Annotated in this window: 22 protein-coding genes; 13 read left to right on the top strand and 9 right to left on the bottom strand. The window is 62.1% G+C overall.

From position 1 onward, the window contains the following. Positions 1-27 precede the first annotated feature (27 nt). The 4 genes from AB8B02_RS17075 (at position 28) to AB8B02_RS17060 (ending at position 4899) form a co-directional block, all read left to right on the top strand. Positions 28-453 (top strand): globin family protein, encoded by a 426-nt coding sequence (locus tag AB8B02_RS17075; protein ID WP_089265244.1) that lies wholly within the window; start codon positions 28-30, stop codon positions 451-453. Between the two features lie 85 nt (positions 454-538). Beyond that, positions 539-964: a globin family protein gene (locus tag AB8B02_RS17070; protein ID WP_439064534.1), complete on the top strand. Its 426-nt coding sequence runs from the start codon at positions 539-541 to the stop codon at positions 962-964. Between the two features lie 9 nt (positions 965-973). After that, positions 974-2191, top strand: coding sequence for an NAD(P)/FAD-dependent oxidoreductase (locus AB8B02_RS17065; protein ID WP_439064533.1), 1218 nt, complete (start codon positions 974-976; stop codon positions 2189-2191). Continuing rightward, positions 2191-4899, top strand: coding sequence for a molybdopterin-dependent oxidoreductase (locus AB8B02_RS17060; protein WP_439064532.1), 2709 nt, complete (start codon positions 2191-2193; stop codon positions 4897-4899). The genes AB8B02_RS17065 and AB8B02_RS17060 overlap by 1 nt, the downstream gene beginning before the upstream one ends. 122 nt (positions 4900-5021) lie before the next feature. Here AB8B02_RS17060 and AB8B02_RS17055 read toward each other — a convergent pair whose 3' ends face one another. From AB8B02_RS17055 to AB8B02_RS17015, 9 genes are all read right to left on the bottom strand, one after another. Next, complete coding sequence (locus tag AB8B02_RS17055) at positions 5022-5834, bottom strand: carbohydrate ABC transporter permease (protein WP_068735498.1); 813 nt, start codon at positions 5832-5834, stop codon at positions 5022-5024. 2 nt (positions 5835-5836) lie between these two features. Further along, positions 5837-6796 (bottom strand): carbohydrate ABC transporter permease, encoded by a 960-nt coding sequence (locus AB8B02_RS17050; protein ID WP_439059390.1) that lies wholly within the window; start codon positions 6794-6796, stop codon positions 5837-5839. Next, positions 6793-8115, bottom strand: a complete 1323-nt coding sequence (locus AB8B02_RS17045; RefSeq protein ID WP_439059389.1) for an ABC transporter substrate-binding protein — start codon at positions 8113-8115, stop codon at positions 6793-6795. Before AB8B02_RS17045 ends, AB8B02_RS17050 begins: the two co-directional genes overlap by 4 nt. 172 nt (positions 8116-8287) lie before the next feature. Next, on the bottom strand, positions 8288-9073 hold the full coding sequence (locus AB8B02_RS17040) for an IclR family transcriptional regulator (RefSeq protein WP_120291451.1): 786 nt from the start codon (positions 9071-9073) through the stop codon (positions 8288-8290). Between the two features lie 27 nt (positions 9074-9100). After that, entirely contained in the window at positions 9101-9868 is a 768-nt protein-coding gene (locus AB8B02_RS17035; protein WP_439064531.1) for an SDR family NAD(P)-dependent oxidoreductase, read from the bottom strand. Beyond that, positions 9868-11595 carry an FAD-dependent oxidoreductase gene (locus tag AB8B02_RS17030; RefSeq protein WP_439064530.1) on the bottom strand — a complete coding sequence of 576 codons (1728 nt, stop codon included), beginning with the start codon at positions 11593-11595 and terminating at the stop codon, positions 9868-9870. Before AB8B02_RS17030 ends, AB8B02_RS17035 begins: the two co-directional genes overlap by 1 nt. Before the next feature lie 6 nt (positions 11596-11601). After that, entirely contained in the window at positions 11602-12807 is a 1206-nt protein-coding gene (locus AB8B02_RS17025; RefSeq protein WP_439064529.1) for an ABC transporter substrate-binding protein, read from the bottom strand. Positions 12808-13003: 196 nt separating this feature from the next. Next, on the bottom strand, positions 13004-13927 hold the full coding sequence (locus tag AB8B02_RS17020; protein WP_092146310.1) for a response regulator: 924 nt from the start codon (positions 13925-13927) through the stop codon (positions 13004-13006). Next, positions 13917-17291, bottom strand: a complete 3375-nt coding sequence (locus AB8B02_RS17015) for a hybrid sensor histidine kinase/response regulator (RefSeq protein WP_439064528.1) — start codon at positions 17289-17291, stop codon at positions 13917-13919. The genes AB8B02_RS17020 and AB8B02_RS17015 overlap by 11 nt, the downstream gene beginning before the upstream one ends. Positions 17292-17452: 161 nt before the next feature. On the opposite strand from AB8B02_RS17015, the gene urtA reads away from it, so the two are divergent. The 9 genes from urtA to AB8B02_RS16970 all read left to right on the top strand — a co-directional run bounded on the left by urtA (position 17453) and on the right by AB8B02_RS16970 (position 26166). Further along, positions 17453-18712, top strand: a complete 1260-nt coding sequence (gene urtA / locus AB8B02_RS17010) for an urea ABC transporter substrate-binding protein (RefSeq protein ID WP_439064527.1) — start codon at positions 17453-17455, stop codon at positions 18710-18712. A 133-nt stretch (positions 18713-18845) separates the two neighbouring features. Next, complete coding sequence (gene urtB / locus AB8B02_RS17005) at positions 18846-19772, top strand: urea ABC transporter permease subunit UrtB (protein WP_089265233.1); 927 nt, start codon at positions 18846-18848, stop codon at positions 19770-19772. Positions 19773-19808: 36 nt separating this feature from the next. Next, positions 19809-20954: an urea ABC transporter permease subunit UrtC gene (urtC, locus tag AB8B02_RS17000; RefSeq protein ID WP_439064526.1), complete on the top strand. Its 1146-nt coding sequence runs from the start codon at positions 19809-19811 to the stop codon at positions 20952-20954. A 9-nt stretch (positions 20955-20963) separates the two neighbouring features. Beyond that, positions 20964-21719, top strand: a complete 756-nt coding sequence (gene urtD / locus AB8B02_RS16995) for an urea ABC transporter ATP-binding protein UrtD (protein WP_068735525.1) — start codon at positions 20964-20966, stop codon at positions 21717-21719. 10 nt (positions 21720-21729) lie between these two features. Continuing rightward, positions 21730-22419, top strand: a complete 690-nt coding sequence (gene urtE / locus AB8B02_RS16990; protein WP_439064525.1) for an urea ABC transporter ATP-binding subunit UrtE — start codon at positions 21730-21732, stop codon at positions 22417-22419. Positions 22420-22468: 49 nt separating this feature from the next. Next, a complete protein-coding gene (gene fmdA / locus AB8B02_RS16985) occupies positions 22469-23698 on the top strand; it encodes a formamidase (protein ID WP_439064524.1) in 1230 nt (409 codons plus the stop codon). Positions 23699-23776: 78 nt separating this feature from the next. Continuing rightward, positions 23777-24118, top strand: a complete 342-nt coding sequence (locus AB8B02_RS16980; protein WP_120291885.1) for an FmdB family zinc ribbon protein — start codon at positions 23777-23779, stop codon at positions 24116-24118. A 68-nt stretch (positions 24119-24186) separates the two neighbouring features. Next, positions 24187-25026 (top strand): aldo/keto reductase, encoded by an 840-nt coding sequence (locus AB8B02_RS16975; protein WP_439064523.1) that lies wholly within the window; start codon positions 24187-24189, stop codon positions 25024-25026. Between the two features lie 186 nt (positions 25027-25212). Further along, the gene (locus AB8B02_RS16970; protein ID WP_374725716.1) at positions 25213-26166 is read left to right on the top strand and encodes a DMT family transporter; all 954 of its coding nucleotides are present in this window, start codon (positions 25213-25215) and stop codon (positions 26164-26166) included. The last annotated feature ends 21 nt before the right edge of the window (positions 26167-26187 follow it).

Here is a 26187-nt window from a genome sequence, read left to right as displayed (position 1 = left end):
CTCAGACTTTCCGGATAGCTGCAAATCATGAGTCGTTCGATAGGCCTGACGCGCGAAGAAATCATGCGCGTGCAATCGTCATTCGATCAGATGTGGCCGAACTCCTCGGTCATGGTGGATCTGTTTTATGCCCGGCTGTTCGAGACATTGCCGGAAACGCGCCCGCTGTTTCGCGGCGACATGGCGCAGCTCAAGCACAAGTTCATCGCAACGCTTGCAGTGATCGTCGGCAGTCTCGACAATATCACAGGTCTGTTGTCGGTGATCGGCAAGCTCGCGAAAGACCATGTGCATTATGGCGTGGAGGCCGCGCACTACGAGTCTGTCGGCGAGGCACTGTTCTGGAGTCTGGGGCAGGGGCTTGGCGAGCGCTGGACGCCCGAGGTGGAAGCCTCGTGGCACAAGGTCTACAATTTCCTGGCGGCGCGCATGATTTCTGCGGCCTATCACTAAAACCACATCGCATTTTATCGCGCGCTGAACATTTGCTCACGCGGCGCGACACACAAGCTCACCTTCCACTGCAAGGAGAGTTAGCATGAATGCGTCCGACGTTGCTCTGGTTCAGGATAGTTTCAAGAAAGTCGCGCCGATTTCCGATGTGGCTGCGGAATTGTTCTACGGCCGTCTCTTCGAGGTTGCCCCGCAAGTGAAGCCGATGTTTCGCGGCGACATGAAGGAGCAGGGTCGCAAATTGATGGCGACGCTTGGTGTCGTCGTCACGGGCCTGACGCGACTCGAAACCGTACTGCCTGCAGCGAGCGCGCTCGCCAAGCAGCACGTGGCCTACGGCGTAAAGGCCGAACATTATCCGATCGTCGGCGGTGCGCTGCTGTGGACCCTGGAGAAGGGCCTCGGCGACGCATGGACGTCCGAACTCGCCGCAGCCTGGACCGCAGCCTATGGCACGCTGTCCGGCTACATGATTTCTGAAGCCTACGGCACAGCGCAGGCGGCCGAGTAAGGATATGACGTGAGCGAGCCGCTGGTCATCATTGGTAACGGAATGGCAGCGGCTCGGCTCGTGGACGAGCTGGCGAAATGCGCGCTCGGTCGATACGCCATCGCCGTCATCGGAGACGAACCGCGGCTCGCCTACAATCGCGTCTTGCTGTCGTCTGTGCTGGCCGGTGAGGCGACATCCCAGGAAATCGAGCTGAAGCCTGCTGCCTGGTGGCGCGACCGCGGCGTCACGCTGAAATACGGCGCGACGGCGACCGCCATCGACATGGCCGCGCGCGAGGTTACGACATCGACCGGCAAGCATGTGCCGTTCTCAAAACTGGTCATCGCCACCGGTTCATCCGCACTGCGGCTGCCGGTGCCCGGTGGTGATCTCAAGGGCGTGCATGTGTTCCGCGACAGCCGCGACGTGGACCTGCTGCTCGAACTCGCCGCGCAGAAGAAGCGCGTCGTCGTGGTCGGTGGCGGCCTGCTGGGTCTCGAAGCGGCCTATGGTCTCGCCAAGGCGGGTGCTGACGTCACACTGATCCATCTGATGGACCGGCTGATGGAACGTCAGCTGGATGCACCTGCAGCGAACCTCCTGAAGACGCTGGTCGAGCGCAAGGGCGTCAGGATTCTGCTCAATGCCAATACCGCGCGTATTCATGGCAACGATTGTGTCGAGAGCGTCGAACTCGCCGATGGCCGCACGCTTGACGCCGATGCGGTGATCTTTGCGGCCGGCATTCGGCCCAACACGTCCCTCGCCAAGGAAGCGGAAATCCCGGTCAATCGCGGCATTGTCGTCAACGACCAGATGGCAACCGGCACCGACGACGTTTTCGCACTCGGCGAATGCGCCGAGCATCGCGGCACCTGCTACGGCCTCGTCGAGCCCGCCTACGAACAGGCCAGGGTGTTGGCGCGCCATCTCGCGGGCAAGGCCGCTGCCTATACGGGCAGCGTGCTCTCTACAAATCTCAAGGTCTCCGGCGTCAGCGTTTTCTCCGCTGGAGACTTCATGGCGGGCGAAGGCAGCGAGACGCTGCTGCTCAACGATGTCCGCCGCGGCACCTACAAGAAGCTGGTGATCGCAGATGGCGCGCTCACTGGCGCCGTGCTGGTCGGCGATACGCAGGATGCGCTGTGGTATCTCGAACTGATCCGCAGCGGTGCTGATATTTCCGATATCCGCGCCGAGATGATGTTCGGCCGCGCACTCGCCGTCCGCGCGGAGGCGGCGTGATGAACGCGGTCGATCCGCATCTGCATGTCACGCGCACCACATGCCCTTACTGCGGCGTCGGTTGCGGCGTGCTGGCGACGCCGGACGGCAACGGCGGCGCAGCGATTGCGGGCGATCCCGCGCATCCCGCCAATCTCGGGCGGCTCTGCTCGAAGGGATCGGCACTCGGCGAAACGCTGAGCCTCGACGAGCGTCTGCTGCATCCGATGATGCGCAGCGACGACGGCGAGATGGCGCAGGTCGCCTGGAGCGATGCGCTGGATCATGTCGCCGAAGGATTTCAGAAGGTCGCCGCCGAACATGGCCCCGGTGCCGTAGCCTTTTATCTCTCCGGCCAGCTGCTGACCGAGGATTACTACGTCGCCAACAAGCTGATGAAGGGTTTTCTCGGCAGCGCCAATGTCGATACCAATTCGCGGCTCTGCATGGCCTCATCCGTGGCTGGCCACAAGCGTGCGTTTGGCGCCGATACGGTGCCGGGGTGCTACGAGGATCTCGACCAGGCAGATCTGCTGGTGCTGGTCGGCTCCAACGCCGCCTGGTGCCATCCGGTGCTGTATCAGCGCATGCTGGCCAACAAGCAGACGCGGGGCGCACGGATCGTCGTGATCGATCCACGCCGCACCGACACGGTTGGCGATGACGATCTGTTTCTCGGCCTGAAGCCGGGTACTGATACCGCACTGTTCAGCGGGCTGTTCGCCTATCTCGCCGATAACGGGGCGCTCGATCGCAGCTATATCGATGAGCATACGTCAGGCTTTGACGACGCGCTGGCGCGGGCTAGAACCATCGCCGGCAGTGTGGCGGCGACAGCAAAGGCGACGGGACTCGACGAGATCGATGTCGCGACCTTCTTCCAGATGTTCAAGGCGACGCCGCGTGTGGTCACGCTGTATTCGCAGGGCGTCAATCAGTCGGCACAGGGCACCGACAAGGTCAATGCGATCCTCAACTGCCATCTGGCCACCGGCCGCATCGGCAAGCCTGGCGCGTCGCCGTTCTCGCTGACCGGCCAGCCGAATGCCATGGGCGGCCGCGAGGTCGGCGGCCTCGCCAATCAACTTGCAGCCCATATGGGCTTCACGCCTGTTGATATCGACCGTGTGCGCCGCTTCTGGAAGGCACCGCATATCGCCACCCATGAAGGCCTCAAGGCTGTGCAGATGTTCGAAGCCATCGGCCGTGGCGAGATCAAGGCGTTGTGGGTGATGGGCACCAATCCCGCGGTGTCGCTCCCGGATGCCGATGCCGTGCGCGCGGCGCTGAGCAAGCTCGATCTGTTCGTGGTGTCGGAGAATGTGCGCTCCAACGACACTGTGAATGCCGGTGCGCATGTGCTGCTGCCAGCACTGGCCTGGGGCGAGAAGTCCGGCACGGTGACCAATTCCGAACGCCGCGTGTCGCGGCAACGCTCGTTCCTCCGCGCGCCTGGCGAGGCGCGACCGGACTGGTGGGCGCTGAGTGAAGTCGCCAAGCGCCTGGGTTATGGCGCGTCATTTGCCTACACATCGGCCGCCGAGATTTTTCGCGAGCACGCGGCCCTTTCGGCCTTCGAGAACAACGGCCATCGCGACTTCGATATCGGCGGATTGATGAAGGTCTCGGATGAGGCCTTCGACACCATGGCCCCGGTGCAATGGCCGGTGCGCGAGGGCACCACGAAGCCGCAGGCGCGGTTCTTCGCCGGTGGTCAATTCTACGCCAATGACCGGCGCGCGCGTTTCATCGCGCCGGAGGCGCCGGAGCTGCGCACGCAGGTGTCAATCGAGCGCCCGCTACGTTTGAACACTGGCCGCGTTCGCGATCAGTGGCACACGATGACGCGCACGGGTCTCAGCCCGCGGCTCGGCCAGCATATCCCGGAGCCCTTCGTCGAGATCCATCCTGACGATGCTGCGCAGTTCGCCATTGTCGATGGCGGGCATGCGCGGCTGACGACCGACTATGGCGAATGCGTGCTGAAAGTCATTGTCAGCGAACGCCAGCAGCGCGGCATGCTGTTCGCGCCGATCCACTGGAACGACGAGACCGCGGGGTTCGCGCGTGTCGGTGGACTTGTCGCACCGATCACCGACCCGTTCTCCGGTCAGCCCGAGAACAAGGCCACGCCGGTGGCGATCGCATCTGCGGTGTTTGCACAGCGTGGTTTCGTGCTCTCGCGTAGTCCGCTGGAGATGCCGTTCGGGGTGCAATGGGCGCGCGTCGCGGTCACGGGCGGCGTCGGTTATCTGCTCTCGGACAATACCGACGTCGAGACCTGGCAGAGCTGGTTGAAGCCGTTGCTGGGCGATGATGCCGCTGAATACGAAGACGCCGGCCAAGGTGTGTATCGCGCGGTGTCGTTCAAGGATGACGGGATCGAGACCTGTCTGTTCATCGGCCCGACGGAGGGGGCGCTCTCCTGGGATGCCGTGAAGGAATTATTCGCGGCCGAGACCGTGAGCGACGACCAGCGCCGTACGCTGCTCTCTGGAAAGTCCGCAGATGGTGCTGCGAGTGCAGGGCCCATCGTCTGTGCCTGTTTCGGCGTTGGCCGCAACACCATCTGCGACGCAATTGCAGCAGGGGCGGGAACTGCGGCCGAGATTGGAACCAGGCTCAAAGCGGGCACCAATTGCGGCTCGTGCATACCGGAGCTGAAGCGCCTGATCGCGGCGAGCGAAACTGCGCCGGATGAGCAGCGCAAGGTTGCGGCTGCGAATTGAGCGTGGGCCTTTCAGCCGTCATTGCGAGGAGCGAAGCGACGCGGCAATCCAGAGGGCCGCAAGCGAAGACTGGATTGCTTCGTCGCAAGGGCTCCTCGCAATGACGTGGAGGGGCCCTTGCGTCACTTCACCGCGCCCGCGGTCAGTCCCGCCACGATCTGCCTTTGTGCAAACATCGTCAGCAGCAGCACCGGCAGCGTCACGATCAGGGCGGCCGCTGCCAGCGGCCCCCAGCTCAATTGATCGAATGAGATCATGTTGTAGACCGCGACCGGCAATGTCCGCGTTTCCCGTCCTGCCAGCACGATGCCGAACACGAAATTATTCCAGGAGAAAATCACCGAGAGGATGAAGGCAACGGCGATGCCGGAGCGAGCAATCGGCAGCGCGACGTGGCGGAACACCTGCCAGCGGGTGGCGCCGTCGATGATGGCGGATTCTTCGAGCTCCATCGGTGTCGTCTCGAAATAGCCGATCATGATCCAGATCACGATCGGCACTGTCACCACAAGGTGGATGATGATCTGCGGCCACAACGTGCCGAGCAGGCCGAGCCATTGGAACAGCAGGAATAGCGGGATCAGGTAGGACAGGCCGGGCGTGATGCGCGCGATCAGGATGACGATGGCGGATTTGCGCGCGCGCATGCGCGCGATGCCGTACCCGGCAGGCACGCCGATGATGAGAGCGAACAAGGTCGCCGAGCCGGTGACGATCAGCGTGTTGAAGAAATAAGTCATGAATCGCTTGGATTCGATGACGGCGGCGTAATTGCCCCAATTGATGCGCTCGGGGATGAAGACCGGCGGATAGGAAGCGTTGTCGATCTCGAATTTCAGCGACAGCGACAGCATCCAGAGGAAGAACAGCACCGCTGGCGAGACGATGACGATGAAGGCGAAGGTCAGGCCGAGTTTGTTGAGAAAGTCCCGCATGATCAGGCACTGCCTCCGGCTTCGTTCCAGTGGGTGCGCTGGCGCAGATGCAAGAGCGCGCCGGCGAGGGCAACGATGAGCGCGAAGAATACGACCACGATCGCGGAGGCATAGCCGACGTCGTAATAGACGAAGGCGACGCTGTAGAGATAGAGGTTGATGGTTTCCGAGGCGCTGCCGGGACCGCCTTGGGTGATGGCGAAGATGATGTCGAAACTCTTCACGGCGTCGATCATGCGGATCATCGCCGCGATGAACAGGAACGGCGTGATCATCGGCAGCGAGATGTAGCGGAAGGTCTGCCACGGTGTCGCGCCGTCGATCTGGGCGCTTTCATAGGGCTCGGTCGGAATGGCGCTGAGGCCGCCGAGCACGATCAGCATGACCAGCGGCGTCCATTGCCACGTTTCCACCAGCACCAGCGACGGGATTGCGGTGGCGGGATGGAACACCCAGAGCGATGGCGGTAGGCCGAACAGCGATAGCAGATAGTTCAGCACGCCGAGCTGCGGGTGGAACATCATCGTCCACACCAAGGCGATAGCGACCGGCGTTGCCATCATCGGCAGGATGAATAGCCCGCGGAAGAAGCCGCGCAGCGGAAACTTGTTGTTGAAGATCACCGCCGCCAGCGTGCCAAGGATCAGCGGCAGCGCGACCGATAGCGCCGTATAGACCAGGGTGTGCCCCACGGATTCCACAAAACGCGCATCGCTTGGCAGCCTGAGATAATTGGCGAAGCCGACGAAAGTCGGCGCTTGGCCGACCTTCCATTCGTGCAGGCTCATCCAGATCGTATAGACCCACGGGAAGATGATGACCGCCATGACGACGATCATCGCTGGAATCACGAACGGCCAATAGGAAATTGGCCGCCACTCGTTCTTTTTCGCAGTCGCCGTTTCGGCCCCGACCGTTGCGGTCGTTTTGGCGACTGCCTTTCCCGCTGTCAGTTCGCTCACGATTTTTCGCTGCGCTCCAGAATCGGCCGGAACTGTTCGTGGGCCTTCTTCAGCTCGGTAGCCGGATCCGCGCCTGCCAAAGTCGCAGTCACAGCGGCGCCGACAAGGTCGCGGAATTCGGCGACAGGCACGATGACCGGCAGGCCGAGCTTGCTGATCTTGGCCGAGGCGATCACCGAATCCAGCCACTCCTGGTTCTTCACGCCCTTGCGCACCGTCTCGTCATTGAGGATCGAATTGCGGAACGGCACGCCGCCGCCGCTCTGCAACAGCCGGGCGCCCATGGTCTTCGACACCGCCCATTGGCAATAGAGATAGGCGGCTTCCTTCTTGGTGCTGGTCTTGGCGATGCCGATGCCGTCGCCATAGGCGGCGGAGAATTGCCCCTTCGGTCCGGCGGGCACGACGGTGTAGCCAATCTTGCCGACCACGCGCGACGCATTGGGATCCTCGATCGGCGGTGCCCAGCCGACACCGTCGATCCACATGGCCGCGCGGCCCTGCGTCAGCGAGGCCATCGACTCCATCCAGTTGAAGCCCGCGACGCCGGGAGGTGCCGTCTTGGTCAGAAGACGCTGATACATCTTGGTCGCTTCGATCGCCTCGGGCCCATCGGTCAGGATGTTGCCCTTGGCGTCGAGGAATTCGCCGCCATAGTTGAGGAAGAAGTTGGTCCACAGCGTCATGTTGGCGTTGCGGAGGCCACGCCCGGTGAAACCATAGATGCCGTTGGCGGGATCGTTGAGTTTCTCGGCGGCGGCTGCCATCTCATCCATGGTTTTCGGAACTGCGACGCCCTTCTTGGCGAACATTTCCTTGTTGTAGTACAGGATGAAATAGTCCACCGACCACGGCAGTGAATGCATCTGGCCCTTGTCGTTCTGCGCGAATTGCAGACCGCCGGTGGAGAAGTCTTCAACTTTCAGATCCGGCGCGGTGAGGTTCGGATCTTTCATGAAGCCGGTGAGATCGGCGAGCCAGCCGGCCTTTTCGAACTGGCGCTTCTGGACGTGGTAGCTGACATGCACGACGTCGAAGCTGGGCTTGCCCGAGGTGAGCTCGATCACGGCCTTCTGGCGCTGCTGTTGCTCCGGGATCACTTCGGATTCGACCTTGATGCCGGTTAGTTCCGTGAATTCGGAGGCGTATTTCTGCAGCAGTTCGCCGCGCGGACCCTTGATCAGATTGGCTTCAATCGTGGTGCCTGCGTACTTCTTCCAGGCGGGATCGGCGAAAGCTGGAATGCCGGTGAGGCCAAGCGCGCTGGTGGCGAGCGCCCCCTGCACAAAGGCACGACGTGTCGGGCCGTAAAGAGCCATGTGTCATCCTCCCTCGAGCCGCCTTGACCGGCGGTGATTTTATGGTCGCTCCCCGTGGACCGGAGATGCGCCTAAGGGATCGTAACACGATGGACTGGGGCGACAAGGCCACGCGTCGGGTTGTCAGACAACTTTGCACGCTGCACGCATCTTACGCAGATTGCTGCGCTGCTCAGTCCTTGACGTCGCGGCCGAGCCGACGCGAGATCGCATTGGTGCAATCGAGCAGGGCGCTGGCGATTGGGCTGTTCCAGTTGACGTCGAAGGTGCCCACCGCGCCCATGGCGGTCACGGCGAGAACCACCGCGCCGCTGTGATCGAACACCGGTGCGGAGAAGGCATTGACGCCGCGCAGGGGTTCGCCGACGGCGCGCGCCAGCCCGCGCGTGCGAATGTCGGCGAGGATCTTGTCGATGGCCGGGCCTTTTATCTTGCGGTTCGGATCGTAGCCGATCGAGAGCCGATCCAGATCCTCGGTGAGCGCGGCATTGATGGTCGCAGGTGGCATGAATGCCGCGAATATCCGCCCTGTCGCAGTCTCGAGCAGCGACACCGTGGAGCCCACGCGCATGGCGATGTGCACAGGGTGGCTGGGCTCCTCCATACGCACCACGGTCGGTCCATGGGTCCCCCAGATCGCCAGCGAGACGGCGTGGTCGATGGTGCCGGCCAATGCCGTGATGGCCGGCGTTGCAACGCGAACCGCCGACAGCCGTCGCAGCGTCACGATGCCGAGTTCGAGGGCGAGCGCACCGAATTCATAGCGGCCGGTGGATGGGTCCTGCTCGATCAGGCCGATGCGTGAAAAGCTGGCGAGATAGGGATGCGCCTTGGCCGGTGACATTCCGGCCTCGCGGGCCAGATCCCGCAGCATCATCGGTTCACCATTGCGCACCAGCGCTTGCAGCAATTCACCCCCGACCTCGATCGACTGAATACCGCGACTCTCTTTAGCCATGCTTGCCCCAAACCAGTGCCGCGGACACTACACGGCTAGGAAGCCTCCATCCACTGGTAAGGTTGTGCCGGTGACATAGGACGCCATGGATGAAGCGAGGAAGACGACGGGGCCGATCAGCTCGTCGGGCTGGCCGACGCGGCCCAGCGGCGTGCGGCCGAGGAAGCCCGCCAATCGTGCGGGATCGTTGCGTGTCGCTTCGGTCATGGCCGTCTCGATCACGCCGGGCGCAATGGCGTTGACACGCACGTCGTCTTTAGCAAGTTCGCGCGCCAGTGCCTGCGTCAGAAGCTTCACGCCTCCCTTGGAGGGCGAATAGCCGAGCGTATCGGCGACCCCGACGAAAGAGGCAATGGAGCCGAGATTGATCACGCTGCCACGCCGGGCGCGCAAGGCTGGTAGAAACGCGTGGGTGACATTGAATACGCCATTGAGATTGACGTCGAGCACGCGCCGCCAGTTCTCCACCGCGCGTTCGGAATCGATGCCTTCGCGAATGATGATGCCGGCATTATTGATCAGGATCGAAATGTCGCCGGCACTCGCTTTGACGGTCTGTGCGAGCTGTCGGCAGGCATCGACGTCCGTGACGTCGAGATGGTGAGGCCACGATCGCCGCCCTATGGCCGCAATATCGTTTGCGGTGCGCGCAACACCGTCGCGGTCGATGTCGGTGACAACGACATCGGCGCCATGCGCGGCCAAACCCATTGCAATGGCGCGGCCGTTGCCGGCGGCAGCACCCGTTACAAGCGCCAATTGACCCTTCAGCAGATCGGGTGCGAAGCTGGCCATCATGCCGCCTTTACCGGTGTGCCGGCGAGGTGGCGGCCGGCGATATAGCCGAAGGTGAGCGCGGGGCCGAGCGTGATACCGGCGCCGGGATAATTGCCGCCCATGATGCTCGCCATGTCATTGCCGGCCGCATAGAGGCCATTGATGACCTGACCGCCGGCATCGAGCGCGCGTGCCTGCGCATCGGTCCTGATGCCGGCATAAGTGCCGAGATCGCCGATCACCATCTTGATGGCATAGAACGGCCCCTGTTCGATCGGCGCGACGCAGGGGTTGGGCCCGTGGTTGGCGTCGCCCTGATAGCGGTTATAGGCGCGGGAGCCCTTGCCATAGGCGGGATCGCGGCCTTCGGCGGCGGTGTTGTTGAATTGCGCGACAGTGGTGGCAAAGCCGCCGGCGTCGATGCCGGCCTTGCTGGCGAGTTCCTCGAGCGTGTTGCCCTTGATGAGATAACTGGAATTCAGATACTGGCCGATCGGCATCGGAAACGGCGGTACGGCGCCGAGCCCGTATTGGCGCAATGCGCGGTGGTCGCAAACGAGCCAGGCCGCGATCTCCTCGCCGGGCTTCGCTGCCTTCATCATCTGCTGAACGAAGGCGTGGTAGGAGTTTCCTTCATTGGCGAAACGGGCGCCATCGCGCATCACGGCGATTACGCCGGGTTTGGCGCGATCGATGAAGTGCGGCATCACGCCCTTGCTGCCATCCTTGCGGTGGGTGACCGACACGGGGACCCAGGCAGCGGCATTCGGCAATGAATCCTCGACACGGCCGCCCACGGACTCGGCCAGACGAAGACCGTCGCCGGTATTGCCGGTTGGACCGGGCGAAGTGTGCTCTCGGCCGGTCGGCGCATGCGGGAACATCGCCTTGCGCCGTTCGATGTCATGCGGGAAGCCGCCGCAGGCGAGCACCACGCCGCGGCGTGCGAAGATGCGGACGCGCTTGCCGTTGCGCTCGACGATGGCACCGCGGACCGCGCCGTTCTCGATGATCAGTTCGCGCACCGGCGACGACAGCCACAGCGGAATCTTGAGATCGAAGGCGGATTTGGCGAGCCGACCGGCGAGGGCGTTGCCGTTGGTCAGCGTCATGCCGCGGCCATAGCGCAGCACGTTCAGGAAATGCTTCGACAGTCGCTTGGCCACGTAGACCGCCGAGGTCAGTGACTTTGTCGCGCGCATGAAGTGGATGATGTCCTTGCCGGAGCCAAGCATGATGCCGAACACCGTCAGTTCGGGCAGCGGCGCACCGATATCCTTGATGTGGTCGCCGAGTTCGCGTCCGTCGAACGGCCGGGCCACCATGGAGCGGCCACCCTGCTTGCCGCCGGGCGCCTCCGCATCGTAATCGGGAAAGGTCAGCGGCATGTCGAAGCGCACCGCCGTCTTGCTGGTGAAGAAGTCGATGGCTTCGGGCCCTGCGGCGAGAAACGCATCGACACGCGCGGCGTCATAGCTGTTGCCAGCCTCATGACGCAGATAGGTGCGCGCCTCATCAGGACCTTCATTGATGCCCCAGGCGCGCGCCAGTGACGTGCCGGGAATCCACAGCCAGCCGCCGGAACGCGCGGTCGTGCCACCAAACCGCGGCTCCTTTTCGACGATCAGAACATCGAGCCCGCTATGCTTGGCGGTGATCGCCGCCGACATGCCGGAGCAGCCGGAGCCGGCGACCAGCACGTCGCATTCGTAGAGCTCGATATTCGCTTTGGGATCAATAGCCATGAGACCTTACTTCTTCAGCAATGGGCATTTCGATTCAGAGATGGGCCGGAAGGCGTCATCGCCCTTCACGGTCTTGATGATGTCGAGATAGTCCCAAGGCTCTTTGGATTCCGACGGCTTCTTCACGCGGGCCAGATACATGTCGCGAATGACGCGGCCGTCTTCGCGCAGCTTGCCGCCATGCACGAAGGTGTCCTCGATCGGCAGCTCGCGCATCTTGGTCATTACCTTGGCCGGATCGTCGGTGCCGGCAGCCTTGATGGCCTGGAGATAGTGCAGCACCGAGCCATAGACGCCGGTCTGGATCATGGTCGGCATCACCTTGGTGCGTTCGAAGAATTTCTTCGACCATGCGCGCGTCTTGTCATCCATGTTCCAGTAGGACGCGGTGGTGAGGTAGGTGCCTTGGGCCGCCTCCAGTCCGATCGCGTGCACATCTGTGTCGAACATCAAGAGGCCGACCAGTTTCTGGCCGCCCTTGACGAGACCGAACTCGCCGGACTGCTTGATCGAATTGTCAGTGTCCTGGCCGGCATTGGCGAAGGCGACGACTTCAGCCTTCGAGTTCTGCGCCTGCAGCGCAAAGGATGAGAAGTCGGCGGTGTTGGTCGGATGGCGAACGCCGCCCAGCACGGTGCCACCGCTCGCCTTGATGAAGCGCGTCGCGTCCTGTTCAAGCTGATTGCCGAAGGCGTAGTCGGCCGTGATGAAGAACCATGACTTTCCACCGCCGGCGACCACAGCAGAGGCTGTCACCTTCGCAAGTGCGTAGGTGTCGTAGGTGAAGTGGACCGTGTTGGGGCTGCACAGCTCATCCGTGAGCGTGCTTGCGCCGGGGCCGGACAGCAGTGCGATCTTGTTGCGGTCCTTCGCGAGATTATGAACCGCGATGGCGATGGCGGAGTTCGGGATATCGACAACGGCATCGACCTTGCCGGCGTCGAACCAGTTGCGCGCGATCTGGATGCCGACGTCAGACTTCATCTGATGATCGGCGCTGATGATCTCGATCGGCTTGCCGAGAACGGTCGGGCCGAATTCCTCGAGCGCCATCTTCGCGGCTTCGACCGATCCAGGGCCGCTGTTGTCGCGCCCCCAGCTTGAGAGATCGGTAAGGACACCGATGCGAACGACGTCGTCGGAGACCTGAGCGGAAGCGGTGGATGTCCAAAGCGTGAGCGCGGCTGCGCACACCAGGAACTGGCGTGTCATATGTTTCTCTCCCCAATGCGGCCTCGTGTCGGGCCAGTCATTCTCTGTTTTTCGACAAATTAGATATTGGCGAAAAGGTTTGTCAATAGCGAATTCGCGCGTGGAAAGGTGCGAGCACGCGCCGCGATGCCGCGCGTGCGGTGCAGTATCAGACTGATTGGAGCAGCGGTCGAACTACGCGACGATCACGTCGCGGCTATTGCCGTCTGTGGCTCGCATTCACCGCAATTGCCGCAGCCGCGGTACGGTTCTCGACGCCAAGTTTGGCGTAGATCTGCTCGAGATGCTTGTCGACGGTGCGCGGGCTGAGGCCAAGGATCTGCGCGATATCGCGGTTGCTCTTGCCCTTGCTGAGCCAGGACAGCACTTCGCCCTCGCGGCCGGTGAGGCCAAGCTCCTTGCTGAATTCGGCGGGGGCGGTTGGTGCGTTCTCCTTGGCGAGCCGCAGCAGGAATTCGTCGGAGCCGACTTTCCCCATATATTGCAGACGCAGCAGCTCGTTGCTCGGAAAGCCCGATGACGGTGCCGGCTTGGCGCCCGGCCGCTGCATCTGCTCGAGCCACTGCATCATGACTGGTGGCAGCAGCAATTCATCATTGGGGGCGGCGATCAGGTGATCGCTGAGCAATTTCTGCGCCTGCGGCGTCGCCCACAGGATATTGCCCTTGCCGCTCACCGCGAGAAGGAAACGCCCGGAGACATCGAGCGCGGTGCGCGCACTCTGCGTCAGCCGCGCATTGGCGAGATGCACGCGGATCCGCGCCAGCATTTCCTCGATGATGATCGGTTTGGTGACGTAATCGACGCCGCCGGCCTCGAGTCCGCGCACGATATGTTCGGTCTCGGACAGCCCGGTCATGAAAATCACGGGCACGTCGCCGAGACCCGCATCGCGCTTTAGCCGGCGGCAGGTCTCGAAGCCGTCGATCCCCGGCATGACGGCATCCAGCAGGATGATGTCCGGCGTGATCTGTTCGACGATGCGCATCGCTGCAGCGCCGTCCATGGCCACCATCACGGTCATGCCGGCGCCATCGAGCGCGTCGGTCAGTAGCCGCAATGTTTCCGGTGAGTCGTCGACCACCAGCGCGACGTCGCGTTTTTTCGATTCAGTGGTCATAGGTGTACAGCGTCTTCAAGGTGGCCATGTATTGATCGAGGTCGAAGCGATCGATCAGCGAACGCATCTGCGCGACAAAGTCGGTATGTTCGGGATGTTCATTGCCGATTTCGTCGAGCTTTAACTGGATGGCGCGGATGTGCCCCATCTGCCCGAGGCTAATGAGTTCCTCTACATGATGCACGGGCGGCCGTGTGCCGCTATTCGGCGTCCATTGCGGCAGAGGTGCCACTTCGTCGCGTTCGTATTGCCATTCGATCTTCAGGAGTTGTCCGATCTGTTCGAGCAGCCGCGGCAGTTCGATCGGCTTCATCAGGTAGCCGTCATGGAATGGCTGGGCGAGCGGCGCGCCATGGGCTTCCAGCGCGCTGGCCGAGACCATCAGGATACGCGCTTGATGGTGGCCCGACGACCGTAGCTTCTCCGCCACCGTCCAACCGTCCATGCCGGCCATGGAAATATCCAGCAGGAACAGATCCGGGCGGCAATGCTGGGCGAGGCTGAGGCAGGCCTGGCCATCGGGCGCGCTCAGAAGAATGAAGCCCAGCGGCGTCAGCACCTGACGCAAGAGGTCGCGCTGCGTCGGATCGTCGTCGGTGACCAGAATGGTCTTTCTGATACCGTGATAGCCGTAGATCGGCGCGTCCACCGGCGCGATGCGCGTGGGGTTCGTTACTTCGGAGAGCAGCATCTTGACGCGGAACGTGCTGCCGGTGCCGACCTCGCTGCTAACGCGGATATCGCCGCCCATCACGCCGGCGAGCAGTTTGGAAATCGTGAGGCCCAAACCCGTGCCCGTGTGCGGCTGCGCAGCGCCAAGCGCGCCGCGTTCGAAGGGCGCGAAGATTCGTTCAAGATCGTCGGGGCGGATGCCTGGGCCGGTATCGATGATCTCGAATTCGGCGACCGGGCTGCGATAATGGATCACGAACTGGACGCTGCCGGCCTGCGTGAACTTGATGGCGTTCGAGAGCAGGTTGATCAAGATCTGCCGCAATCGCTTCTCGTCGGCATAGACGACGGTGGGCAGGATGTTCGGCCGCCGGAACACGAAGTCGATGCCCTTGGCTGCGGCCTGCAGGCGGAACATGCCGACGAGCTGATCGAGGAAGTCGGTGAGGCGCACTTCGTCGCGCGAGAGGTAAAGGCGCCCCGCCTCGATCTTGGAAATATCCAGAATGCCGTCGATCAGGCCGGAGAGATGATCGGCGCTGCGCTTGACGACACGCACCTGATCGCGCGGGCGGGTCTGCAGACTGTCGTCCTGCTCCAGGAGCTGCGCATAACCGCTGATCGCATTCAGCGGCGATCGCAGCTCGTGGCTCAGGCCGACCACATAACGGCTCTTGGCGAGGTTGGCGGATTCTGCGACCTCCTTGGCGCGCTGCAGCTCGGCATCGGTGCGCTTGTGGGCGTCGATTTCCTGCATCAACAGGGTGGTCTGCCGCTTGGTCTCGGCTTCGGCGGCGCGACGGCTTTGCTTGGCCAGCACGAATAGCCATGCCACCACGCCGATGATGATCGCCAGCGCGAAGAACACTTTCCACAGCACTTCCGAGACCTGCGCACTGTCTCCCGGCGATGCGGCGGAGGTCTGCAGATAGATCAGTCCCAGCGTCAGGCCGACAAGGCCGGCAGCGATCATGAACACGCCAAGGTAATGGCCGAGCTGCGAATTGAGCCGGGCCAGGATCGGCTCCGGCAGCAATTTGCCGAACGTCGCCGACATCTGTGCGTCGATCCGCGCATGCGGCTTGCAGAGATCGTGGCAACGCGCATCGAGCGAGCAGCACAGTGAGCAGATCGGGCCGGCATAGGCCGGGCAGTGGGCCATGTCCTCGGGCTCGAACGAATGTTCGCAGATACAGCACTGGATCGCTGCCATGTTCTGCCAGGCGCGCTTCGGCTTGCGGGCAATATAGTATTTCCCGCCTGTCGCGAAGGCGATGATCGGTGCGGTCACAAGCGCGGTAAGCAAGGCTACGAACGGCGACAGTGCCTTGGCCGTCGGGCCGAACAGGCCGTAGAAGGCGCTGACCGACATCACGGTGGCGGCCAGCATGGCGCCGACGCCGACCGGGTTGATGTCGTAGAGATGCGCGCGCTTGAACTCCATCTGCTGGGGGCGCAGCCCGAGCGGCTTGTTGATGACGAGATCGGCGACCAGCGCGCCGACCCATGCAATCGCAACGTTGGAGTACAGCGCCAGCGTCTGCTCCAGCGCCTTGTAGACGCCGATTTCCATCAGCAGCAGCGCGACCAGCACATTGAACACCAGCCAGACGACGCGGCCGGGATGGCTGTGGGTGAGGCGCGAGAAGAAGTTCGACCAGGCGATCGAGCCCGCATAGGCATTGGTGACGTTGATCTTGAGCTGCGATAGGATCACGAAGGTTCCTGTCAAAGCCAGCGCCAGATCAGGCTGCGACAACACATAGCGAAACGCTTCGAGATACATATGCGCGGGCTCGGCGGCGTGCTCGGCCGAAACGCCGTGGGTCAGTGCGAAATAGGCGAGGAACGAACCGGCCAGCAGCTTGATCGCGCCGACAATGATCCAGCCCGGACCCGCGCATAGCAGCGCCACCCACCAGCTCGCACGCGAGCTGCGGCGGTCGCGCGGCAGGAAGCGCAGGAAGTCGACCTGTTCGCCGATCTGCGCGACCAGCGAGAATACGACCGAAGCGGCCGTGCCAAACAGCAGGAGATCGAGATGGCCGGCGGCGCTGCCGTGGTCGCCCGGAAATTTGGTCCAGGCCACGAAGGAGTCGCGGCTGGCATAGGCGATGGCTGCGAAAGGCAGCAGGTTGAGCACCAGCCAGATCGGCTGGGTCCAGAGCTGGAAACGGCTGATCAGCGTGATGCCATGGGTCACCAAGGGGATGATGACCACGGCCGATATTAGGTAGCCGATGGGGCGTGGAATATCGAAACACATCTCCAGTGCCGAGGCGAGAATGACTGCCTCGATGGCGAAGAAGATGAAGGTGAAAGACGCATAAATCAGCGAGGTAACAGTCGAGCCGATATAGCCGAAACCGGCACCGCGGGTGAGGAGATCGATATCAATGCCGCATTTTGCGGCATAATACGCGATCGGCAATCCGCAGCAGAAGATGATGACGCTGACCACCAGGATCGCTGCCGTAGCGTTGGTCATGCCGTAATTGATGGTGATGGTGCCGCCGATGGCCTCGAGGGCGAGAAACGAAATGGCGCCTAATGCCGTGTTGGCGACCCGCGCGGCGGACCAGCGCCTGGCGCTCTTCGCCGTAAAGCGGAGTGCGTAATCCTCCAGGGTCTGGTTGGCGACCCATTGATTGTACTGGCGTCTCACGCGGTCGATACGCTGCCGCCCTGCCACTACTCCGCTCCTGACCCTGTCAAACTACGCATGTTTGCGTGATGCAAAAACCTACGTCGGCATTTTGCGGTGCAGTATACGCGATCTCGCGTATCCGTGCACCGCACAAGTTCAGCAATGCTTGCCTCACCAATAGGCGTACTCGAACCAGTGGGGTTGAAATGTCAGACGAGAAGAAACCGGGCTTGCACTCGCCATTGCGGCGTAAACTGCTGATGGGCATGGCGGCTTTGCCGGCAATGTCGCTGCTTCCGCGCACATCTTTTGCGCAGGCGCCGGCCACCTCAGCCATCAATACCACCGGCCTTGCGGTTACCGATACGGAAGTTACCGTCGGCATTCTGCATTCCGTCACCGGTACGATGGCGATCTCGGAAACCGGCTCGGTTCAGGCTGAAAAGCTCGCCATCGACCAGATCAACGCCATGGGCGGCGTGCTCGGCCGCAAGATCAAGTTCATCCAGGAAGACGGTGCCTCGGACTGGCCGACCTTCGCTGAAAAGGCCAAGAAGCTGCTGGTCAATGACAAGGTCGCCGCCATCATGGGCTGCTGGACCTCGGCCTCCCGCAAGGCGGTGCTGCCGGTCATGGAGCAGTACAACGGCATGCTCTACTACCCGACCTTCTATGAAGGTCTCGAGCAGTCGAAGAACGTGATCTATACGGGTCAGGAAGCCACCCAGCAGATCCTCGCCGGCCTCGATTGGGTCTCCAAGACCAAAAACGGCAAGAGCTTCTATCTGATCGGCTCGGATTATATCTGGCCGCGCACGTCGATGAAGATCGCGCGCAAGCACATCGAGGGCAAGCTCGGCGGCAAGGTGTCGGGCGAAGAATACTTCCCGCTCGGCCACACCCAGTTCAACTCGGTGATCAACAAGATCAAGCTGACCAAGCCGGACGTGATCTATGCGGCAGTGGTCGGCGGCTCTAACGTCGCCTTCTACAAGCAGCTCAAGGCGGCCGGCATCGACCTGTCGAAGCAGACCATGCTGACCATCTCGGTCACCGAGGACGAGATCGACGGTATCGGCGGCGAGAACATCGCGGGCGCCTATGCCTGTATGAAGTACTTCCAGTCGCTCGATAACCCGAACAACAAGGAATTCGTCGCTGCCTTCAAGAAGATGTGGGGCGAGAAGACCGTGATCGGCGACGTGACGCAGGCTGCCTATCTCGGCCCGTGGCTCTGGAAAATGACGGTCGAAAAGGCCGGCAGCTTCGATATCGACAAGATCGCACCTGCGTCTGCCGGTATCGAATTCACCAAGGCGCCGGAAGGCTACGTCAAGATCCATCCGAACCACCATCTGTGGTCGAAGGCTCGCGTCGGCCAGGCCCAGCTCGATGGCCAGTTCAAGGTGGTCTACGAGACGCCCGAACTGATCGAGCCGGATCCGTTCCCGAAGGGCTACCAGTAAGCCTTCCTCCTCAAGCGCGGAGCGTGTCTCCGCGCAGCTTCTCCCTGGCGCGGACGACCTATCCGCGCACGACAACCCCGCGTCGCGTCTCATCGCGCGGCGCGGGACCCTTTCCCTGACGGAGGACGGATCGATGTTCGGCGACTATTCGATTGGTGACCTTGGCGCCATCTTTGCAATGCAGGGCTTTGCCGGCCTGATCCTGTTTTCGGTCTATGTGCTGATGGCACTCGGCCTCGCAATCATCTTCGGGCAGATGGGCGTCATCAACATGGCGCATGGCGAATTCATGATCCTCGGCGCCTACGTTACCTGGCTGACGTCGAGCTTCTTCCAGTCGCATCTGCCGTCACTGTTCTCCGGCTACTTCTTCGTTGCCATGATCCTCGCTTTCATCGCCTCCGGTGCGCTGGGGATGCTGGTCGAATGGGGGCTGATACGGCATCTCTACAAGCGTCCGCTCGACACGCTGCTGGCGACCTGGGGCCTCAGCCTGATCCTGCAGCAGGCCTATCGCTCGGTGTTCGGTGCGCGCGAAGTCGGCGTCGAACTGCCGCAATGGATGATGGGCTCCAAGCAGGTCACCGATACGATCGAGGTGCCGATCAACGGCATCTTCGTGATGGTACTGACGCTGGGGATCACCATGGTGGTCGCCTACATCATGTACAAGTCGCGCTGGGGTCGTCAGGTTCGCGCCGTGGTGCAGAACCGTGTGATGGCCGGCGCCGTCGGCATCAATACCGAGAAGGTCGACCGCTACACCTTCGGCCTCGGCTGCGGCATCGCCGGAATCGCCGGCTCCGCCTTCACCATGATCGGCTCGACCGGTCCGACCTCCGGCCAGCTCTACATCGTCGATACGTTCCTTGTCGTGGTGTTCGGCGGCGCGGCCAGCCTGTTCGGCACCATCGCCTCGGCCTTCACCATCTCCCAGGCGCAGTCGACCATGGAATTCTTCATGTCCGGTTCTATGGCCAAGGTGCTGACGCTGCTCACCATCGTCGCGATCCTGATGATCCGGCCGCAGGGCCTGTTCGCCCTCAAGGTCCGCAAGTAAGCGCGTGCAGTACAGACAGAGCAGGGTATTCTCACCATGATCAATTCACGCTTCTTCAACCGCTCGGAGCTTCTCGGTTTCCTGTCGCTGCTGCTGCTGCTCGCAGTCATTCTGCCGCTGTTTCTGGATGTGTTTCGTCTCAACCTCGTCGCCAAATATCTGACCTACGCCTTCGTCGCGATCGGTCTGGTGATGTGCTGGGGCTATGGCGGTATCCTCAGCCTCGGGCAGGGTGTGTTCTTCGGCCTTGGCGGCTATTGCATGGCGATGTTCCTGAAGCTGGAAGCCTCCAGCGTCGCCAACACCAAGATCCAGTCGACCCCCGGCATTCCGGATTTCATGGACTGGAACCAGATCACGGCGCTGCCGATGTTCTGGAAGCCGTTTCACTCGCTGACGCTGACCATCATCGCCATCCTCGTGGTGCCGACGCTGCTGGCCTTCATCATCGGCGCCGCGATGTTCAAGCGACGTGTCGGCGGCGTCTATTTCGCCATCATCACCCAGGCCATCGCGGCGATCGCCACCATCCTGATCATCGGCCAGCAGGGCTACACCGGCGGCATCAACGGCATGACCGACCTGCGCACGCTGAACGGCTGGGACATCCGCACCGATCACGCCAAGGTCATTCTCTACTTCTTCGAAGTCTTCGTGCTGTTCGCCTGTATCATCACCGCGCAGTTCATCCGCCTGACCAAGCTCGGCCGCATCCTGGTGGCGATGCGCGAACAGGAGGACCGCGTCCGCTTCTCCGGCTACAGCGTGGCCAACTTCAAGATCTTCGCCTTCTGTGCCGCGGCAATGTTTGCGGCGATCGGTGGCGCCATGTTCACGCTGCAGATCGGCTTCATGTCGCCCTCCTTCGTCGGCATCGTGCCGTCGATCGAAATGGTGATCTACACGGCCGTGGGCGGCCGCATGTCCATCTTCGGCGCGGTCTACGGCACGCTCTTGGTGAACTACGCCAAGACGATGCTGTCGGAATCCTTCCCCGAGCTCTGGCTGTTCGGCCTCGGCGGCTTGTTCATCGCCGTGGTGCTGTTCTTCCCCAATGGCCTGTCCGGCATCTGGCGCGATCACGTGGCGCGCCACATCGATCGCCTGATCGCCATGCGCTCGTCTAAATCCAAGAAGGCTTGGGCCATCAAATCCGCCGCCGACGGCGCGCCGGCCGAGTAAGGGGACATCATGCTCATCGGACATCAGCCCAAGGAATTTTTGCTCGCGGTCGAAGGGCTCACCGTTTCCTTCGACGGCTTCAAGGCGGTCAACGATCTCTCCTTCTACGTCGAGGAGAACGAGATCCGCGTCATTATCGGCCCCAACGGCGCGGGCAAGACCACCGTCCTCGATCTGATCTGCGGCAAGACCAAAGCCACCTCGGGCTCCGTCCAGTTTCGCGGCACCGAACTCACCAAATTGAAAGAGAACCAGATCGTGCAGGCCGGCGTCGGCCGCAAGTTCCAGACGCCGTCGGTCTATGACGACCTCACGGTGTTCGAGAATCTGGAGATTTCCTATCCGCGCGGGCGCTCGGTGTTCGGCTCGCTGATGTTCAAGCGGGACGCCGCAGTGCGCGAGCGCGTCGAGGAAGTTGCCGAGATGATCTTCCTCAAGGATCGTCTCAACATGTATGCCGATGTGCTCTCGCATGGCCAGAAGCAGTGGCTCGAGATCGGCATGCTGCTGATCCAGGATCCAGACCTCTTGATGCTCGACGAGCCCGTCGCCGGCATGAGCGTGAGCGAGCGCGTCAAGACGGCGGAACTGCTCAATACGATCATCAAGAACCGCTCGGTTCTGGTGATCGAACACGACATGAAATTCGTCGAGGACATCGCCCACAAGGTGACCGTGCTGCATCAGGGACAGATCCTGTCCGAAGGCACCATGGAGAAGGTTCAGAACGATCCCAAGGTCATCGAAGTCTATCTGGGTCATTGAGGAGATCATCATGCTCGCGATCAACGATCTCCACGTCGCTTACGGCCAGAGCGAAGTTCTGCATGGCCTCAACGTCTCGGTGCAGCCCAACGAAATCGTGGCCATCATGGGCCGCAACGGCATGGGCAAGACCACGCTGATGAAGTCGCTGATGGGCATCGTGCCGACCAAGTCGGGCTCGGTGACCATGGAAGGCAAGGAGCTCGGTGCGCTGAAGAGTTATGAGCGCGTCGCGCGCGGCCTCGCTTACGTGCCGCAGGGCCGCATGATCTTCTCGCATATGACGGTGAAGGAGAATATCGAGACCGGCCTTGTCGCTTCTGGCGAGAAGGAAGTGCCGGGCGATCTCTATGAGCTGTTCCCGGTGCTGCTCGAAATGAGAGGCCGCCGCGGCGGCAATCTCTCCGGCGGCCAACAGCAGCAGCTTGCCATCGCCCGCGCGCTCGCCACCAAGCCGAAGGTACTGCTGCTGGATGAACCCACCGAAGGCATCCAGCCGTCGATCATCAAGGACATGGCCCGCACGCTGAAGCACATCCGCGACACCAAGGGCCTGTCGATCATCGTCTCCGAACAGGTGCTGAGCTTTGCGCTCGATGTCGCCGACCGTGTCCTCGTCATCGAGAATGGTGAGATCGTTCGCGACGAAGCGCGCGAAGGTATCGATGCCGCGCAGATCGCTAAGTACCTGTCCGTCTAATTCACCACGCGTCCAACCACCAAGACCAGTAACCGAAGGGGAGCATTGAATGCCAGATACACTGATCAAGGTCGACCTTACGCAATCGGCCTACGACAACGACATGATTCACAACCGCTGGCATTCGGACATTCCCATGGTCGCATGGGTCAATCCCGGCGATGACTTCATCGTCGAGACCTATGACTGGACTGGTGGCTTCATCAAGAACAACGACAGCGCCGACGACGTGCGCGACATTGATCTGTCGATCGTGCACTTCCTGTCCGGCCCGATCGGCGTCAAGGGTGCGGAGCCCGGCGATCTGCTCGTGGTCGACCTGCTCGATGTCGGCCCGATGAAGGACTCGCTGTGGGGCTTCAACGGCTTCTTCTCCAAGCAGAATGGCGGCGGCTTCCTGACCGATCACTTCCCGGAAGCGCAGAAGTCGATCTGGGACTTCAAGGGCATGTACACCTCGTCGCGTCACATCCCGGGCGTGAACTTCGCCGGCCTGATCCATCCCGGCCTGATCGGCTGTCTGCCCGATCCGAAACTGCTTGCCACCTGGAACGAGCGCGAGACCGCACTGATCGCGACGAACCCGACCCGCGTGCCCGGCCTTGCCAATCCGCCGTTCGGCCCGACTGCCCATATGGGTCGGCTGAAGGGTGAGGCGAAGGAGAAGGCTGCGGCCGAAGGCGCGCGCACCGTTCCGCCGCGCGAGCATGGCGGCAATTGCGACATCAAGGATCTGTCGCGCGGCTCGAAGGTCTATTTCCCGGTCTATGTCCCTGGCGGCGGTCTCTCCATGGGCGACCTGCACTTCTCGCAGGGCGACGGCGAAATCACCTTCTGCGGCGCCATCGAGATGGCCGGCTGGCTGCACATCAAGGTCGATGTCATCAAGGACGGCGTGTCGAAATACGGTATCAAGAACCCCGTGTTCAAGCCGTCACCGATGACGCCGAACTACAACGACTTCCTGATCTTCGAAGGCATCTCTGTCGACGAGCAGGGCAAGCAGCATTATCTCGACGTGCATATCGCCTATCGTCAGGCCTGTCTGAATGCCATCGAATATCTGAAGAAGTTCGGCTATTCCGGCGCGCAGGCCTATTCGATCCTCGGCACCGCGCCGGTGCAGGGCCACATCTCCGGCGTCGTCGACGTGCCCAATGCCTGCGCCACGCTGTGGCTGCCGACGCAGATCTTCGACTTCGACATCAATCCGTCGTCGGCAGGGCCCGTCAAACACATCAAGGGCGACATCCAGATGCCGCTCTCGCCGGACAAGTAACGCGGTCAACTCGGCTGCGGGGCTCTAGTCACGGCCCCGCGGCACTTTTTTCTGATGTGCCAACGAAAGTGAAGCGCGATGCCGGTCTATGAATATCTCTGCGACGATTGCGGTCCGTTCACCGACATGCGGCCGATGGCCGAATGCGATGACCCGCAGAACTGTCCGCATTGCGCGACACAGGCCCCGCGTGTGATCCTGACTGCGCCGGCGTTCTTCTGCATGCCCTCCGACAAGCGCAAGGCCCACGCCACCAACGAGCGCAGCCGCAATGCGCCGAAGACATCGGCGGAGTACAAGGCGTCGCACGGGGCCGGTTGCGGTTGCTGTTCCGGCAAGAAGCCGTCGCGGCTGGTGAAGCAGACCCGCTCGGGCGCCAAGAGCTTCCCGACAGCGCGGCCGTGGATGATCAGCCACTGACTCCTCTGAATTGATGCGCTAAAGTCCACTCCCGTGTGCCTCATTGCCGCGGGAGGCGGAGGCGCACCATGCGACACAATCCATTCGGCCAAACCAAGCGCGACGTCTCAGTCATCGGGCAGGGCACCTGGTATATCGACCACAGTGACCGCGCTGCGGCGGTCAGGGCGCTGCAGGCCGGCCTCGATGCCGGCATGAGCCATATCGACACGGCCGAAATGTATGGTGACGCGGAACTCGTGATTGCAGAGGCCATCGCCCGCCGTCGCGACGAGGTGTTCCTGGTCTCCAAGGTGCTGCCGAGCAACGCATCGCGGAAGGGCACCATCGCCGCCTGCGAGCGCTCGCTGAAGCGGCTGGGTACCGACCGGCTCGATTGCTACCTGCTGCACTGGCGCGGTCAGGTGCCGCTTGCCGAGACTGTCGCCGCCTTCGGAGAGTTGAAGGCGGCCGGCAAGATTGCCTCCTGGGGCGTCAGCAACTTCGATGTCGACGATCTCAACGAGCTGTCGAAACTTGCAGGCAAGGGCGCCATCGCCTGCAATCAGGTGCTCTATCATTTACAGGAGCGCGCCATCGAACACCGCGTGATCCCGTGGTGCGAGAGCCATGGCGTCGCTGTCGTGGCCTATTCGCCGTTCGGGCATAATGATTTCCCGTCGACGCGCTCGCCGGGCGGCAAAATCCTGCAGCAGATCGCCGACGCCCATCTGGCCACGCCGCGGCAGGTGGCGCTCGCTTTCCTGATCCGTCAGCCAACGGTCTTCGCAATTCCGAAAGCGTCTTCGGCCGCCCATGCGGCGGACAACGCGGCGGCGAGTGCATTGACGCTCAGGGCGGCCGAACTGGCTGATATTGGAAAGGCGTTCCCGCTCGGCCGGGAGCCTTCCAGTCTACCGATGCTGTAGGGATGCGGTAAAATCGATGCTGCGCTGCACGCTGGCCGCTGATGCGTCGGCCGGCATAGGCTTTTTTGCCGCGTGCATATCCGTGTCCTGATATCGGCAGTTGTCCCGGCCTCGTGATCGTCGTTTTGTGAGCCGTATTCGATTCGGCTCGCATGCACCGACGAGCCCGCATATTGGTCCCCGCTCGTGACAAGCCATGTTCCGCCGCCGAAGACTGCTGCCCCTGTATCGGCGCATCGCCATACCGACCGGCCGCTGCGCGGCATTCTGATGATCATTTGCTCGACGGCGTTTCTGGCGTCATCGGACGCGATGGCGAAGTATCTGTCGCGCACGGGCATGCCATCGGTGGAGATCGCCTGGATCCGCTTTCTGGTGTTCGTCGTGATCCTGCTGCCGATCGTGTTGGCGCCGGCCTCGGGCAATCCGATGCGCTCGACGCGGCCGCTGCTGCAGGTATTTCGCGGGCTGGGCCTGTTGTGTTCGTCGATCTTCTTCATCATGGCGCTCGGTTATCTGCCGATCGCGGAAGCGACTGCGACGGGCTTCATCTCGCCGCTATTCGTCACCGGGCTATCGGTTCTCTTCCTCGGCGAAAAGGTCGGTCTGCGCCGCTGGACTGCCACCATCGCAGGGCTTCTGGGCGTATTGATCATCGTGCGGCCAGGCACCGCGGCGTTTCAGCCCGGTACGATCTTTCCGATCATTTCGGCGTTGGGCTGGGCGACCGCATTGGTGTTGACGCGCAAAATAAGCGGGGCCGACCGCGCCATCACCACGATGGCGTTCTCGGCGATCACCGGCTTTCTCGTGCTCAGTGTCATCGTGCCGTTCTACTGGATCGTACCGAGCTGGACGCAGATCGCGCTCGGCGTTGGTATTGGCGTCGCCGCTACTGTCGGCCACTGGATTGTCGTATTGGCCTTCCGCTATGCGGATGCATCGGTACTGGCGCCGTTCTCCTATGTGCAGCTGGTGTGGGTGACGCTGATCGGCTTCTTCCTGTTTGGCGAAGTGCCCGATGCTGTCACTTTCGCCGGTGCTGCAATCATCATCGCCAGCGGTGTCTACACCGCACATCGCGAACGCGTGCGCCGCGCGCAGGTCACCGCACCGGCGGAACCTTATCCGAGCGCCTAATGATGAGCTGTTGATAGAGAC

Origin of the sequence: Tardiphaga sp. 862_B3_N4_1 (genome assembly GCF_051811085.1) — a bacterium.
GTDB classification, from domain to species: Bacteria; Pseudomonadota; Alphaproteobacteria; order Rhizobiales; family Xanthobacteraceae; genus Tardiphaga; species Tardiphaga robiniae.
The sequence above is the reverse complement of the archived record's forward strand: the minus strand, read 5'-3'. Positions and strand labels throughout refer to the sequence as shown.

Excerpts from the sequence above, each read along its gene's own strand:
- urtD (WP_068735525.1), top strand. The coding sequence starts at position 20,964 with ATGCTCATCGGACATCAGCCCAAGGAATTTTTGCTCGCGGTCGAAGGG.
- AB8B02_RS17070 (WP_439064534.1), top strand. The coding sequence starts at position 539 with ATGAATGCGTCCGACGTTGCTCTGGTTCAGGATAGTTTCAAGAAAGTC.
- urtB (WP_089265233.1), top strand. The coding sequence starts at position 18,846 with ATGTTCGGCGACTATTCGATTGGTGACCTTGGCGCCATCTTTGCAATG.
- AB8B02_RS17040 (WP_120291451.1), bottom strand. The coding sequence starts at position 9,073 with ATGGCTAAAGAGAGTCGCGGTATTCAGTCGATCGAGGTCGGGGGTGAA.
- AB8B02_RS17060 (WP_439064532.1), top strand. The coding sequence starts at position 2,191 with ATGAACGCGGTCGATCCGCATCTGCATGTCACGCGCACCACATGCCCT.
- AB8B02_RS17020 (WP_092146310.1), bottom strand. The coding sequence starts at position 13,927 with ATGACCACTGAATCGAAAAAACGCGACGTCGCGCTGGTGGTCGACGAC.
- fmdA (WP_439064524.1), top strand. The coding sequence starts at position 22,469 with ATGCCAGATACACTGATCAAGGTCGACCTTACGCAATCGGCCTACGAC.
- AB8B02_RS17025 (WP_439064529.1), bottom strand. The coding sequence starts at position 12,807 with ATGACACGCCAGTTCCTGGTGTGCGCAGCCGCGCTCACGCTTTGGACA.
- urtE (WP_439064525.1), top strand. The coding sequence starts at position 21,730 with ATGCTCGCGATCAACGATCTCCACGTCGCTTACGGCCAGAGCGAAGTT.
- AB8B02_RS17055 (WP_068735498.1), bottom strand. The coding sequence starts at position 5,834 with ATGCGGGACTTTCTCAACAAACTCGGCCTGACCTTCGCCTTCATCGTC.
- AB8B02_RS17035 (WP_439064531.1), bottom strand. The coding sequence starts at position 9,868 with ATGGCCAGCTTCGCACCCGATCTGCTGAAGGGTCAATTGGCGCTTGTA.
- urtA (WP_439064527.1), top strand. The coding sequence starts at position 17,453 with ATGTCAGACGAGAAGAAACCGGGCTTGCACTCGCCATTGCGGCGTAAA.
- AB8B02_RS16975 (WP_439064523.1), top strand. The coding sequence starts at position 24,187 with ATGCGACACAATCCATTCGGCCAAACCAAGCGCGACGTCTCAGTCATC.
- AB8B02_RS17030 (WP_439064530.1), bottom strand. The coding sequence starts at position 11,595 with ATGGCTATTGATCCCAAAGCGAATATCGAGCTCTACGAATGCGACGTG.
- AB8B02_RS17075 (WP_089265244.1), top strand. The coding sequence starts at position 28 with ATGAGTCGTTCGATAGGCCTGACGCGCGAAGAAATCATGCGCGTGCAA.
- AB8B02_RS16980 (WP_120291885.1), top strand. The coding sequence starts at position 23,777 with ATGCCGGTCTATGAATATCTCTGCGACGATTGCGGTCCGTTCACCGAC.
- AB8B02_RS17045 (WP_439059389.1), bottom strand. The coding sequence starts at position 8,115 with ATGGCTCTTTACGGCCCGACACGTCGTGCCTTTGTGCAGGGGGCGCTC.
- urtC (WP_439064526.1), top strand. The coding sequence starts at position 19,809 with ATGATCAATTCACGCTTCTTCAACCGCTCGGAGCTTCTCGGTTTCCTG.